Here is a 13,452-nt window from a genome sequence, read left to right as displayed (position 1 = left end):
TCCTATAAGAATTAAGTTATGACAATTAAAACCTTGGGGTAGAACTCTTAATATACGTACATAGGGTAATAACTTTTACAAGGTAATGTTATAATATAGATATGTTGTAAGGCATCATTAAAAATTAACTAGTAGTTATGTTGGACTATTTTAGGAAATACTTAGTATAGATATATTTTAAGTGTCTTACCTAAAATGAGTTTAATATATAGCTAATTATTTTATTTAAGTTGTCTAAATTAAAATTTTAGGAGGCTTTTCTATGAAGGAAATTAATGTACTAGATATAATAAAGGCAGTAAAAGATTTATGTATAGATTCTAATTATTTTTTATCAGATGATATAAAAAACAAATTAAAGGACTCAAAGGAAAAAGAGACATTTCCTATAGCTCAAGATATTTTAGATAAAATTCTTATTAATGTGGATATAGCTAAGAATGAAAGAATGCCTATGTGCCAAGATACAGGTATGGCTTGTGTATTTGTAGAGTTAGGCCAAGATGTTCATATTGTGGGAGGCTCTTTAGAAGACGCAATAAATGAAGGGGTAAGGCAAGGATATTCAGAAGGATACTTAAGAAAATCTGTAGTTAAGGATCCTTTAGATAGGGTAAATACAAAAGATAATACTCCAGCAGTAATTACTTATAACATAGTTAAGGGAGATAAACTTAAGATAACAGTTTCTCCAAAAGGATTTGGATCAGAAAACATGAGTGCTTTAAAGATGTTAAAGCCGGCAGATGGAGTTGAAGGAGTTAAGGATTTTGTAATAGAAACAGTAAAGAAAGCAGGCCCTAATCCTTGCCCGCCTATAGTGGTTGGAATTGGTATTGGGGGAACCTTCGATAAGGCAGCAGCTCTTGCGAAAAAGTCATTACTTAGAAATGTGGAAGAAAGAAATCCAAATGAATTTTATAAGAACCTTGAAGAAGAGCTTTTAGAAAAAATAAATGCATTAGGAATAGGACCACAAGGCTTTGGAGGAAGAACAACAGCACTTTCAGTAAATATAGAATACTATCCAACTCATATAGCAGGACTTCCAGTAGCAGTTAATATAAATTGTCATGCTACAAGACACAAAGAGATAGAGTTGTAGGAGGGAGGAAGAAGGTATGGAAAAGAGAATAACAACACCCCTAACAGAGAATAAGGTAAAAGATTTAAAGGCAGGGGATAGTGTTTTAATAAGTGGAATTATATATACAGCAAGAGATGCGGCTCATAAAAGGCTAGTAGAGCTTTTAGATAAGGGAGAGGAATTACCTATAAGTTTAGAAGATTCAATAATATATTATGTAGGACCAACTCCAGCAAAACCAGGTATGGCTTTAGGATCAGCAGGACCTACTACAAGTTATAGAATGGATCCCTACGCACCAAGATTATTAGATAGAGGATTAAAAGGAATGATAGGAAAAGGCCTTAGAGGAGAGGAAGTAATAGAATCCATAAAGAAAAATGGTGCAGTTTATTTTGCAGCTATAGGTGGAGCTGCTGCCTTAATAGGAAAATCTGTAGAAGAAGCAGAGATTGTAGCCTATGAGGATTTAGGAGCTGAGGCTATAAGAAAGCTTACAGTAAAAGATCTTCCAGTGGTAGTGGTTATAGATAGTGAGGGTAATAACCTTTATGAAATAGGACAAAAGCAATACTTAGATGGTCTAAATAATAAATAAGAGGTGTTTTTATGGAGATAATTAAACCAGCAAAGGCTGGAACACTAGAATCCAATGATATACTTATTATGGTATATCCAAATGAAGAGGGAAAAATAGAAATTAATCTTGAAAGCATAGTTAAAAAGCAGTTTGGTGAAGTAATACTTCAGGTTATAGAGGATAAGCTTAAGGAAATGTCAGTAGAGTCAATTACTATAAAGGCACAAGATAAGGGAGCCTTAGATTATACCATATCGGCAAGAGTAGAGACTGCCATAATGAGAGCTGTTTAAAATTAACTATAAGGTGGGATAGGGATGAAAAATCTAAGAAGAACTATGTTGTTTATGCCAGGTAATAACCCAGGAATGCTTCAAAATGCAGTGGTAATGGGATCAGATTCTATAATCTTAGACTTAGAGGATGCTGTTAGTTTAACAGAGAAGGACAGTGCAAGAATTTTAGTTAGAGAAGCAATAAAAAATATAGATTACTCTCAGGTAGAATTAATTGTGAGAATAAATCCTTTAGATACTGAGTTTGGACCAAAGGATTTAGAAGTTATAGGAAGGGTAAAACCAGATACTATACTTATTCCAAAGGCAAATGAAGATTCTATAATAATGGCTGATAACATACTTAGTAAAATTGAAAAAGAAGAAAAGTTTGATAATGGATATATAAAGCTTATAGCATTAATAGAAACTGCTTACGGAGTAGAAAACGTATCTACTATAATAAGGGCTTCAAAAAGAGTAAATGGAGTCCTTCTTGGAGGGGAAGATTTAACCTCAGATCTTGAGATTAAAAGAACTAAGGAAGGGGAGGAACTTTTCTATGCAAGAACTAAAATAGCTACTGCATGTAAAGCTTTAAGAATTAGTTCTATAGATACTCCTTTTACTGATACCAATGACCAAGATGGGCTTTATAAGGATACTAGAAAAGCAAAAAGCTTAGGTATGACAGGAAAATCTTCTATAAACCCAAGACAGATAGATACAATTCATGAGGTTTATTCTCCAACTAAAGAAGAAATAACCCATGCTAAAAGGGTTCTATTTGCTATGGAAGAGGCTAAAAGAGAAGGAAAAGGGGTATTTTCATTAGATGGTAAGATGGTGGATGCTCCAATAATAAATAGAGCTATGAAGACAGTAGATTTAGCTGAAACCCTTGGATTAATTTAGTATAGAAGGTGGGATAGTTATGAGAAATGCAGCGGGAAGAGAGCTTCCATCATATATAGAAGGATATGGACAGGTTACTCCTTTTAAGGGAGAAAGGGAGAACCCTATATTAAAACCGAAAACTAGTGTTAAGGAAAGTGTAGTATTACCAGGGGATAGTAAAGTGTTAAATTCTATAGATGAGGCACTGGATAGGCTTAATCTTAAGGATGGAATAACAATATCCTTTCATCATCATTTAAGAAATGGTGATTATGTGCTTAACATGGTTATGGATAAGATTGCAGAGAGAGGGATAAAGGACATAACAATAGCAGCAAGTTCTATATTCCCAGTTCATAAGCCTTTATTGGGGCATATGGAAAATGGAGTAGTAACAAAGATTATAGCATCTTATATATCAGGACCAGTAGCAGAGGCTATATCTAATGGGAAATTAGAAAATCCAGTGATAATGCAAACTCATGGAGGTCGTGGACGTTCCATCGAAAGTGGAGATGTTAAAATAGATATTGCCTTTGTGGCAGCTCCAACAGCAGATACCTATGGAAATATAAATGGAGTAGAAGGAAATGCAGCTTGTGGAGCATTAGGATATGCAGTGGCAGACTGTCAGTATGGAGATAAGGTGGTTGCCATAACAAATAATCTTGTACCATATCCAGCATGCCCTATTGAAATTAGTCAAATATATGTGGATTATGTGGTTAAGGTAGACTCTATAGGAGATCCAAAGGGAATTGTTTCAGGAACTACCCAAATAACTAAAGATCCTATAGGACTTAAAATAGCAAAAATGGCATCAAAGGTTATGGAAGTATCAGGACTAGTTAAGGAGGGAATGTCTTTCCAAACTGGGGCTGGAGGAATATCCTTAGCTGTTGCTAAAGAACTTGAAAATATAATGAAAAGAGATAACATAAAGGGCAGTTTCGCATCAGGTGGAATTACAGGATATATAGTGGATATGGTTGAACAGGGGTTATTTAAAGGACTTTTAGATGTTCAATGCTTTGATTTAAAAGCAGTACAATCCTATAAAACTAATAAGAACCATCAAGGCATGTCTGCATCTATATATGGTAATCCTCATAATAAAGGTGCAGTAGTTAATAATCTTGATATAGTTATTTTAGGAGCTACAGAGATTGATAGAGATTTTAATGTAAACGTATCGACTGGGTCTGATGGAGTAATTATGGGGGGATCTGGAGGACATAGTGATACTGCAGCTGGAGCAAAGCTTACTGTTATTGTATCTAACCTAATAAAAGCTAGGCTTCCTGTTATAAAGGAAAAGGTAACTACAGCTACAACTCCAGGAGAAAGTATAGATGTGTTAGTTACAGAAAGAGGAATAGCAGTAAATCCAAGAAGACAGGATTTAATAGAAAAACTTAAGGAAGCAAAACTTCCAGTTATGACTATAGATGAACTTAAAGATATAGCTGAAAAGCTTACAGGAAAACCTAAAGAAATAGAAACAGATGAGAAAATAGTAGCTGTGGTAGAATACAGAGATGGAACAGTTATTGATGTTATAAAAAAAGTCAAATAAAGTGGAACTACAATTCTCATAGGGTCATTACCCTATGAGAATTGTAGCTAAGCTATTTCTTAAATTTTACAATATCTTATTTCTAGCTTTACTTATAGATAAGGACATATAATTGTAAATTTAAGAATAAATTTCATCCAAGCTCTTGGTTTTAAGTGTATACTAAAGCCAAGAGTTATTAAAGTTATAAGGAGAAAACTTTATGATTAATATATCAGAAAGAATAAATCTTTTAGATAGGCATCAGGTTGAAAAAGTTAAAGAATTTCTAGGACAATTTAATTTAAGCTATGAAAATGATATAGATTATACTCTAGTGATAAGGGAAGAGGGAGAAATAATAGCTACCTGTTCAAAAGCTAAAAATATATTTAAAGCTTTTGCCATAAATGAAAATCATAGGGGAGAAGGAATCACAGGAACACTAATAACTAATCTTATAGATAGAATGTTTGAGGAAGGAATATATCATAGTTTCATATTTACAAAACCAGAAAATGCCCATATATTTTCTTCCCTTAATTTTAAGTTATTATATGAGACAAAAGAAGCAGTAATTATGGAAAATGGTATACAAGATATAAATTCCTATATAGATAAAATCATTAAAAGATACCATATAGATTTAGACAGTGAGAGGGTAGCATTAGTTATGAATTGTAACCCTTTTACTAATGGACATCTATATCTTATAGAAGAAGCGGCAAAGGAAGGAAAAGAAGTTATTGTTTTTGTTGTGGAAGAAGATAAATCAGACTTCCCTTTTAATAATAGAATAGATCTTGTAAAAAGAGGAACTAGTCATTTAGACAATGTTAAAGTATTACCAGGAGGAGAGTATATAATATCTAGTGCAACTTTTCCAACCTATTTTTTAAAGAAGGAAGACGATAAACTAAATATCTATACAAAAATAGATGGAGGAATTTTTGGTAAGTATTTTTGTAGTAAAATGAATATAAAATCACGATATTTAGGGGAAGAGCCTTATTGTAATGTTACAAGGATGTATAATGAGACTTTAAAAGAGGAATTGAAAAAATTTAATATTAACATTAAAATAATACCTAGAAAAGTTTATGATAAAGAACCTATTAGTGCATCTAGGGTTAGGAAACTAATAAAAGAAGGTAATATGGAAAAGGTTAAGGAAATAGTTCCATATACAACCTTTGAATTTTTACTTTCGAAGGAAGGAAGGGAGATAGGAGAAAGGTTAAAAGAAATTAATTCTCCAAATTAATTATGAACAAGTTAGCATTAGAGATATTAACGGATAGAGAAAATAGAGTAGCCATGCAAGAAGACCTATTAGAAAATCATAATAAAACTTTAATATGCCTTAGGGTTAATTATCCAGGAGTATATAAAGATAATGAATTAAGTAGAAAGATATTTTTTTCCATAGAAAAAATAATTGAAGATATATTTGTTTCATTTACTCACTTGAAAATTCTTAAAATAACCTCGGAGGGGCCTACAGAGATTTTTCTTGTGGATAAAGATTCTAGGGAAGTTAAAGAAATTACAGCAAAAATAGAAGAAACATATCCATTAGGAAGGTTTGCAGATATAGATGTTTATGATAGTATAACAAAGGAAAGCATAAGCCGAAAAGATCTTGGAATGGAAGAGAGAAAGTGTTATCTTTGTGATAATAAAGCACATATATGTGTACGTTCAAAGAGTCATAGCCAAGGAAATTTAATATCTTATATGGAAAAAGTATATGATGACTTTAAAAGAGGTGGATATGATAGACGATGATTTTATATTTAACATAATTGAAATTGCAGAAAAAAGTATATTATATGAGGTATCTACATATCCATCACCAGGTCTTGTATCACCTATATCCCAAGGAAGTCATAAGGATATGAACTTTTATACATTTATAGACAGTGCTCTATGCCTTAATAAGCATTTCTATAAAGTTTGCAAGATATCCTTCGATAAAAATATGACCCCAAAAGAAATTTTTAGGGAGTTAAGAATCATAGGTAAAATTGCAGAGGAAGATATGTTTGATAGGACTAATGGAGTTAATACTCATAAGGGAATGATATTTCTTATGATAATAACCATAAGTGCGGTAGTTATTACAATTAGAAATAATAAAGATTTTTATTACATAAAAAGGTCTATAAAAGATCTCACAGAGGATTTATTAGAAAATGATTTTAAAACCTTAAAAAATAAAAAAGAGTTAACCTATGGAGAGAAAATATACATAAAATATGGATTAACAGGAATAAGAGGGGAAGTAGTAAATGGACTTCCTACAGTGTTTAATATGGGGCTTAAGGTTTATGAAGATAACTATGACTCCTTAGATAAGAGAAGAAATATAGCTAATACCTTAATTGCTATAATGTCAGTTAGTGAAGATACCACACTTTTACATAGACATGATATAGGGGTATTAGAATACATACAAAAAACTTGCAAGTCTATAATGAAAATAGGTGGCATGACAACAAAAAATGGAGAAGAATGTATACAAAAACTAGATGATGAATTATCATTAAAAGGTATAAGTCCAGGTGGTAGTGCGGATTTACTCGCTATTACCATATTTTTAAGTGAAGTGAAAAAACTATATTTTAGCAGGGAGGAACCATGGAAAAAAAGTTAAAGGTAAAGCTAGGTATCTTTATTTCATTATGTATAGTAGCTATAGGAACTATAACTTATGGAATAATAGATCACAAAAGAGAAATAAATAAATTAGAAGCACAGTACTTACAAGAACTACAAGAAAAAGAAGCAGATAGGGAAGAAAAGAAAAGGTTACAAGAAAAAGAGAAGGAAAAAGAAGATGAAATTAATGCTAAATGTCAAAAGGCAGAAGATATTTTATTTGGAAAAGATAAAAACAAATATGATGAGGTAATAAAGATTACCACTGATATAATAAAAGAACATCCAGATAGTTATAGGGCCTACTCTTTAAGAGGAATAGCCTATGCATATAAATCTAATATAGTATCTTCTAATAAGACTAAGGCAATGGAAGATATAAATAAGTCTTTAGAGTTAAAGGAAGACTATGGTTATGGAAGATTCAATAAGGGACTTGCCTACGCAATATTTGGTCAATATGATGAGGCATTAAAGTGGTATGATAAGTCTCTAGAGGTAGAAAACTATCATTGGAGCCATTATGGAAAGGCAGCTATATATGCTAAAAGAGGAGATGTAAATAATAGCGTTAAGAACTTAAAAGAAGCTATAAAAATAAAACCTGATATAAAGGATTTGGTGAAAAAAGAATCAGAGTTTGATAAGGTTAAAAATTATAAAGAATTTAAGGACCTTATCAACAACTAGTAATTTTAATAAAATGTAATCATCCTATTAAGAAATTTAACTACAATATGTTGTCTTAGCATTTAAAAATCTAAGACAACATATTGTAGCTTTTATTCTTTGTGTAACAGTGTAAGGGTAACTTTTGTTATAAAGTCTACACGTTAAAGATATGGTGTGATGATTTTTATAACAGGATTTACCCTATAACTACATTAGATTCAGTTGAAAACTATTGAGTTATCAATCAGTGAAATGTAGATTATTTAATGCAACATATATAATTAATCTATTCTTCTAGACATTAGGAATTTGCCAGTTAATAGGATTATTACCTAGCTTACTTAAGATGTCATTGGTTTTAGAAAAATGTTTACATCCAAAGAACCCTCTAGAGGCAGATAGGGGACTAGGATGAACTGATTCTAATATATAATGATGATTATTAGTTATGAGTTTTTTCTTTTCTTTTGCGTTATTTCCCCATAGTAAGAAAATAACAGGCTTTTCCCTATTATTTAGAGTTTCAATAATCTTATTAGTGAATATTTCCCATCCTTTATTCCTATGAGAATTAGGACTTCCTTCCCTAACAGTTAATACTGTATTTAAAAGTAACACTCCTTGCTTTGCCCAAGGAACTAAAAATCCATTGTTAGGTATATAATATCCTAAATCTTCATGGAGTTCTTTATACATATTTAAAAGTGATGGAGGTGTCCTCACACCTACCTTAACAGAAAAAGCAAGTCCATGAGACTGATTAGGTCCATGGTAAGGGTCCTGACCTAAGATTACAACTTTTGTATCATTGTAAGAAGTTAATTTTAAGGCAGTGAATAAATCATGCTTATCAGGGTAAATAACTTTAGAGTTATATTCCTTTATTAAAAATTCTCTTAAGGATAGATAATAGTCCTTTTTAAACTCATCTTGAAGGATTGAGTCCCAATCATTGTTTAAGTTTACCATTTTATTTCACCACATTTCATAAGTAATTATTTTTATATGAGACACAATTATAATTATTTTAAGTAGCTAAAGGGAGCTATAGCTTTATATAAAAGTTTATTGTTAGTTCCTAGAAGAGGAAAACCTAAGATTTGCCTCTTAACTAAGCATCTTTTTTATAAAGTAATTAATTATATATTATAGAAGTTTATATAGTTAAGAGTAATAAATTCAATAATATAAGATCACCATAAAATAATTTATAAAAATATATTGTTAAAAAATTAGGAATAATACCTAAAGGATATTAATATATATTATATGTATAAATTAATATCTTAAACTGTCAAAGTAAAGATCACCAACTTCTAGCCGCCATCTCAGCTTAGTAGTTATGTGATCTTTATTTCATCTCATGACTATAAGCTTTAACACCCCCATCCTCTAAAGGTGGGGATAACAGTTGTGACAATCCTAGATTAACTCATCTAACCTTCAGATGGTGGAAAGAACACATCTGAAGGAAGATTCGTTCTATTAATAAAATTAGTTTACATCAATTCCATATTTTTTACATTTCAATGAAACAGTTCTATGAGTTAATCCTAAAGCTTTACCAGCCTTATTAAAACTTTTATGCTTTTTCATAGCAAGTTCTATTATTCTCTTTTCATATTCTTCAAAGGGAAGTACATCTCCATTTGTAGTATTAATAATATCCTTAGAAGAAGGAGTAATATTTTTAATATATGATGGTAAGTCACGACAGGTTATAATATTGCCATCACAAAGATTTATAGCTCTTTCTATTATGTTTTGAAGTTCACGAATATTACCAGGCCAATCATAGGATTTTAGTAGACTTAAAGCTTCATCCTCAATATCATTAACATTTTTTTTAAGTTCTTTACCAAATTTTATAATAAAGTGATCTGATAGTAAAGGAATATCCTCTTTCCTGTTTCTTAGAGGAGGTAAAAGAATAGATAAGACATTTAACCTATAATATAGATCCTCTCTAAAGGTTCTTTTCTCTATCATTTCTTCAAGATTCCTATTGGTGGCAGCTATTATCCTAACATCAATTTTTTGGGGAGATAACCCACCTAAGCTTTCAATTTCTTTTTCTTGGAGTACCCTTAAAAGCTTAACTTGCATAGAAATAGGCATATCACCAATTTCATCTAAAAATATGGTTCCTTCATTAGCTATCATAAATTTACCAGGCTTATTCTTAAGTGCACCAGTAAAGGCCCCTTTTTCATATCCGAAAAGCTCACTTTCTAATAAAGTCTCTGGAATAGCAGCGCAGTTTACCCTTACAAAAGGTTTATCTCGTCTTGAACTATTATTATGAATAGCTTTTGCAATTAGCTCTTTACCTGTACCACTTTCACCTGTTATAAGTACGGTGGAGGTACTCATAGATGCCTTCTCACAAATATTTAAAATTGATTTTAGACTACTGTTTCTCCCTATAATATCTCTAAAATTTGAATTTCCTTCTGTATGTTTAAATAATTCTTCTTTATAGTAGGTTAATTCGTCCTCAGATTTTTTTAGTTTTAACATTAAATCCTTTATTTCATTTATTGCCTTTGATGTTGAAATCACTCCTTTAAACTGCCCATCTATAAACAAGGGCTCAAGGGTAGAGATTATTTCAACACCATCTTTTTCCCAAATTACATTCTCAAGTTTTTTTCTAGAATTGAAAACTTGCATCCTAAGACCATTGGGAGCAACTTCCATTAAATCTTTACCTAAAATATTATCAGCTACCACATTAAAGTTTTTTTCATAGGAGGGATTTATATAGGTTATTTTTCGGCTCTCATCAACAAAGCAAATAAGGTCATGGGAGGTAGCAAGAATCTTTTTAAATTTTTCATTAAGTTCCTTCATACCTACAAGGTCAGATACATCTTGAAATACACCTATAGCTCCTATTATTTTACCTTCATTAATAATGGGGCTTCTGTTAACCATGATTATATGATTGTTAATATGTTGAATTTGACCAATTTGTTTTTTACCAGTATTAACAGTATTAACAAGTTCAGTAGTAGGAATTATGTCTTTAACAAATTTACCGAGAACTTCTAGATAGGTTTTATCTACTATGTTAAGGGCATACTTATTTATTTTTATAATAGATGATTTACTATCTACAACTATTATTCCTATAGGTAAGTTATCTAGAATTTGTTCATTAGCTATTGTATTCTCTTCTATAAATTCATCTACTTTAGTTTCTATAGGGGTAGATTCTAATAAATCTTCATTTAAGAAGTTCTCTATTTCATCCAATGCCTTAAGGGCAGTGGGAGTAGTATCTTCACAGCCTAGGGTTATAATATCATACTGGTGTATTTTTAAAGAGATTAATGCTAACATACTTATTCCCATAAAGTTACCATCATTTTCTCGTTTTATAAAAAATTCTATATTATACTTACTTTTAAGTTCTGAAACCTTATTTACCAGCATGGCAGCCAGTCTAGTGTGAAGGCCGTTTTCGGTTTTTATCATAATATTCTTTTCAGTCATAAGTTTCTCCCTCTAACTACTTGATAAAAAGTATCATATTTCTATAAATGGTTGATATTTTTTATCAATTCAAATATATCTATATAATATACAAGTTTAATTAAAATATCTAGGGAAAACCGTAAAAAAAATATAAAAAAAAGCCAAAAAAACGATTTCACAAAATGCTGTTATATTTTATAGAATTTAATAGATACTAAGATTATGATAAGAACAGGGTTAGATATCTTGATAAAAAATATCAAGGATGGTAATAGTCCTATACTTATAAATATTAGTTATCAATAAATTTTTAATTATTATAAAATAAATAAAATAGGGTAAGCAGTTAAGAAGACTAAAGCAGATTTGTATAATAAAAAATAAAGCTATTATACTGATATTAAAGAGTTATAGGACTTAGGGATATATAATAGAATAAGACTAATAAATAGTCAATTGTTACATATAACTAATGGTATTTAAAATTAATTTAATATAACTAATCTAACTATGGTATGATTATTGCTTATAAAAAGTAAGAGGATTTTGTTGTTTTTTAAATTCACAGTAGGAGGAAGATGTATATGAAAAAAGGAATTGCAGCTTCAAAAGGATATGCAATAGGTAATGTTGTTATAAAGGAAGAGGAAGAATTAATAATACCAGAGGATTTAATAGAAGATATAGAGTCTGAGAAGGAAAGGCTATCTAAGGCTTTAGAATTAGCTAAAACTCAACTTTCTAAAATAAAAGAAAAAGCATTAAAAGATATGGGAGCAGAAAAGGCAGCAGTATTTGAAAGTCATATGATGCTTTTAGATGACCCAGAATTTACTGGAGCTATGGAAATGGAGATAGATAATAATAAGTCTAATGCTCTAAAGGCTGTAGATTCAGTGGCTAAGACTTTCTTAATGATATTCGAAAGTATGGAAGATGAATACATGAGAGAAAGAGCAGCAGATATAAAAGACGTTTCAAATAGAATTCTTTTAAATGTTGCAGGAAAGATGGTTGGAGTAGAGGTTCAGAAGGAAAATACTGTAGTTGTAGCTAATGACTTAACTCCATCAGATACAGCACAGCTTGATAAGAAGAAGGTTGTTGCTTTCTTAACTAATATAGGAGGAAGAACATCTCACAGTGCTATAATGGCTAGAACATTAGAAATACCAGCAGTAGTAGGATTAAATGATATAACTTCTTCTGTAAAAAATGGAGATTTAGTAATAGTTGATGGTATAGAAGGTATAGTTATAGTAAATCCTGATGAAGCTACTGTTAAAGAGTATGAAGGTAAGAGAGATGCCTTTGAGAAAGAAAAAGAAGAATTAAAGAAGCTTGTAGAAGTTAAGACAGTTACAAAAGACGGAAAAAGAGTAGAAGTAGCTGGAAACATAGGAAAGCCAGAGGATGTTCATAAGGTTCTTGAAAATGGAGCAGATGGAATAGGATTATTTAGAACAGAATTCTTATACATGGATAGAGATGATATGCCAAGTGAAGAAGAGCAGTTTGAATCTTATAAATATGTTCTTGAAAAAATGGAAGGTAAGCCAGTTGTTATAAGAACTCTAGACATTGGAGGAGATAAGCAGCTTTCATACTTACCAATGCCAGAGGAAATGAATCCATTCCTTGGATATAGAGCTATAAGACTATGTTTAGATAGAAAAGATATATTTAGAGTACAAATAAGAGCTTTACTTAGAGCATCTGTATTTGGAAACTTAAAGATAATGTTCCCAATGATATCTTCATTAGAAGAATTTATGCAAGCTAAAACTTTTGTTGAAGAATGTAAGGCAGAGTTAAGAGCAGAAGGAAAAGAGGTTGCTGAAGAGTTTGAGCTTGGAATAATGGTAGAAATACCAGCAGCGGCTGTTATGGCTGATGAGCTTGCAAAACATGTTGACTTCTTCTCTATAGGTACAAATGATTTAATTCAATATACTTTAGCTGCGGATAGAATGAGTGAAAAGGTATCATACCTTTACAATCCAATGCATCCAGCAGTACTTAGATTAATAAAAATGACAATAGATGGTGCTCATAAGGAAGGAAAGTGGGTAGGTATGTGTGGTGAAATGGCAGGAGATGAGACTGCAATACCAACTCTTGTAGAATATGGTTTAGATGAGTTTTCTATGAGTGCATCTTCTATTTTAAGAGCTAAACAATTAATAATGGAATAATAATAACTTAAAGTAAATCTCTTAACTATCGTATATATAAAATATATAAT

The 13,452-nt window shown here is 31.0% G+C and carries 12 protein-coding genes; 10 read left to right on the top strand and 2 right to left on the bottom strand.

Annotated elements, in window-relative coordinates; all coding sequences use genetic code 11:
• Window positions 1–262 precede the first annotated feature (262 nt).
• The 9 genes from BR69_RS0110925 to BR69_RS0110885 all read left to right on the top strand — a co-directional run bounded on the left by BR69_RS0110925 (window position 263) and on the right by BR69_RS0110885 (window position 7,745).
• A complete protein-coding gene (locus BR69_RS0110925) occupies window positions 263–1,105 on the top strand; it encodes a fumarate hydratase (RefSeq protein WP_027633228.1) in 843 nt (280 codons plus the stop codon).
• A gap of 16 nt (window positions 1,106–1,121) precedes the next feature.
• Complete coding sequence (locus tag BR69_RS0110920) at window positions 1,122–1,685, top strand: Fe-S-containing hydro-lyase (protein ID WP_027633227.1); 564 nt, start codon at window positions 1,122–1,124, stop codon at window positions 1,683–1,685.
• A gap of 11 nt (window positions 1,686–1,696) precedes the next feature.
• Window positions 1,697–1,960 (top strand): citrate lyase acyl carrier protein, encoded by a 264-nt coding sequence (citD, locus tag BR69_RS0110915; protein ID WP_027633226.1) that lies wholly within the window; start codon window positions 1,697–1,699, stop codon window positions 1,958–1,960.
• Between the two features lie 24 nt (window positions 1,961–1,984).
• Window positions 1,985–2,857, top strand: a complete 873-nt coding sequence (locus tag BR69_RS0110910; RefSeq protein ID WP_027633225.1) for an HpcH/HpaI aldolase/citrate lyase family protein — start codon at window positions 1,985–1,987, stop codon at window positions 2,855–2,857.
• A 19-nt stretch (window positions 2,858–2,876) separates the two neighbouring features.
• Window positions 2,877–4,415 carry a citrate lyase subunit alpha gene (citF, locus tag BR69_RS0110905; RefSeq protein WP_027633224.1) on the top strand — a complete coding sequence of 513 codons (1,539 nt, stop codon included), beginning with the start codon at window positions 2,877–2,879 and terminating at the stop codon, window positions 4,413–4,415.
• Between the two features lie 202 nt (window positions 4,416–4,617).
• Window positions 4,618–5,658 carry a [citrate (pro-3S)-lyase] ligase gene (gene citC / locus BR69_RS0110900; RefSeq protein WP_027633223.1) on the top strand — a complete coding sequence of 347 codons (1,041 nt, stop codon included), beginning with the start codon at window positions 4,618–4,620 and terminating at the stop codon, window positions 5,656–5,658.
• Between the two features lie 2 nt (window positions 5,659–5,660).
• Window positions 5,661–6,182 carry a citrate lyase holo-[acyl-carrier protein] synthase gene (citX, locus tag BR69_RS0110895; RefSeq protein WP_027633222.1) on the top strand — a complete coding sequence of 174 codons (522 nt, stop codon included), beginning with the start codon at window positions 5,661–5,663 and terminating at the stop codon, window positions 6,180–6,182.
• On the top strand, window positions 6,169–7,050 hold the full coding sequence (gene citG / locus BR69_RS0110890) for a triphosphoribosyl-dephospho-CoA synthase CitG (protein ID WP_034849788.1): 882 nt from the start codon (window positions 6,169–6,171) through the stop codon (window positions 7,048–7,050). The genes citX and citG overlap by 14 nt, the downstream gene beginning before the upstream one ends.
• Window positions 7,035–7,745, top strand: coding sequence for a tetratricopeptide repeat protein (locus BR69_RS0110885; protein ID WP_027633220.1), 711 nt, complete (start codon window positions 7,035–7,037; stop codon window positions 7,743–7,745). The genes citG and BR69_RS0110885 overlap by 16 nt, the downstream gene beginning before the upstream one ends.
• Before the next feature lie 276 nt (window positions 7,746–8,021).
• Here the strand turns inward: BR69_RS0110885 and BR69_RS0110880 are convergent, their stop codons facing one another.
• Window positions 8,022–8,696: a uracil-DNA glycosylase gene (locus tag BR69_RS0110880; RefSeq protein WP_027633219.1), complete on the bottom strand. Its 675-nt coding sequence runs from the start codon at window positions 8,694–8,696 to the stop codon at window positions 8,022–8,024.
• Between the two features lie 525 nt (window positions 8,697–9,221).
• A complete protein-coding gene (locus tag BR69_RS0110875) occupies window positions 9,222–11,225 on the bottom strand; it encodes a sigma 54-interacting transcriptional regulator (RefSeq protein WP_027633218.1) in 2,004 nt (667 codons plus the stop codon).
• Between the two features lie 566 nt (window positions 11,226–11,791).
• Here BR69_RS0110875 and ptsP point away from each other — a divergent pair.
• Window positions 11,792–13,402, top strand: a complete 1,611-nt coding sequence (ptsP, locus tag BR69_RS0110870) for a phosphoenolpyruvate--protein phosphotransferase (protein WP_027633217.1) — start codon at window positions 11,792–11,794, stop codon at window positions 13,400–13,402.
• Window positions 13,403–13,452: the final 50 nt, after the last annotated feature.

Source organism: Clostridium hydrogeniformans DSM 21757 (assembly GCF_000686705.1).
Classification (GTDB): domain Bacteria; phylum Bacillota; class Clostridia; order Clostridiales; family Clostridiaceae; genus Clostridium_Z; species Clostridium_Z hydrogeniformans.
The sequence above is the reverse complement of the archived record's forward strand: the minus strand, read 5'-3'. Positions and strand labels throughout refer to the sequence as shown.

What these genes read in the sequence shown, in the direction of transcription:
- BR69_RS0110925 (WP_027633228.1), top strand. Translation starts at nt 263, where the DNA reads ATGAAGGAAATTAATGTACTAGATATAATAAAGGCAGTAAAAGATTTA.
- BR69_RS0110920 (WP_027633227.1), top strand. Translation starts at nt 1,122, where the DNA reads ATGGAAAAGAGAATAACAACACCCCTAACAGAGAATAAGGTAAAAGAT.
- citD (WP_027633226.1), top strand. Translation starts at nt 1,697, where the DNA reads ATGGAGATAATTAAACCAGCAAAGGCTGGAACACTAGAATCCAATGAT.
- BR69_RS0110910 (WP_027633225.1), top strand. Translation starts at nt 1,985, where the DNA reads ATGAAAAATCTAAGAAGAACTATGTTGTTTATGCCAGGTAATAACCCA.
- citF (WP_027633224.1), top strand. Translation starts at nt 2,877, where the DNA reads ATGAGAAATGCAGCGGGAAGAGAGCTTCCATCATATATAGAAGGATAT.
- citC (WP_027633223.1), top strand. Translation starts at nt 4,618, where the DNA reads ATGATTAATATATCAGAAAGAATAAATCTTTTAGATAGGCATCAGGTT.
- citX (WP_027633222.1), top strand. Translation starts at nt 5,661, where the DNA reads ATGAACAAGTTAGCATTAGAGATATTAACGGATAGAGAAAATAGAGTA.
- citG (WP_034849788.1), top strand. Translation starts at nt 6,169, where the DNA reads ATGATAGACGATGATTTTATATTTAACATAATTGAAATTGCAGAAAAA.
- BR69_RS0110885 (WP_027633220.1), top strand. Translation starts at nt 7,035, where the DNA reads ATGGAAAAAAAGTTAAAGGTAAAGCTAGGTATCTTTATTTCATTATGT.
- BR69_RS0110880 (WP_027633219.1), bottom strand. Translation starts at nt 8,696, where the DNA reads ATGGTAAACTTAAACAATGATTGGGACTCAATCCTTCAAGATGAGTTT.
- BR69_RS0110875 (WP_027633218.1), bottom strand. Translation starts at nt 11,225, where the DNA reads ATGACTGAAAAGAATATTATGATAAAAACCGAAAACGGCCTTCACACT.
- ptsP (WP_027633217.1), top strand. Translation starts at nt 11,792, where the DNA reads ATGAAAAAAGGAATTGCAGCTTCAAAAGGATATGCAATAGGTAATGTT.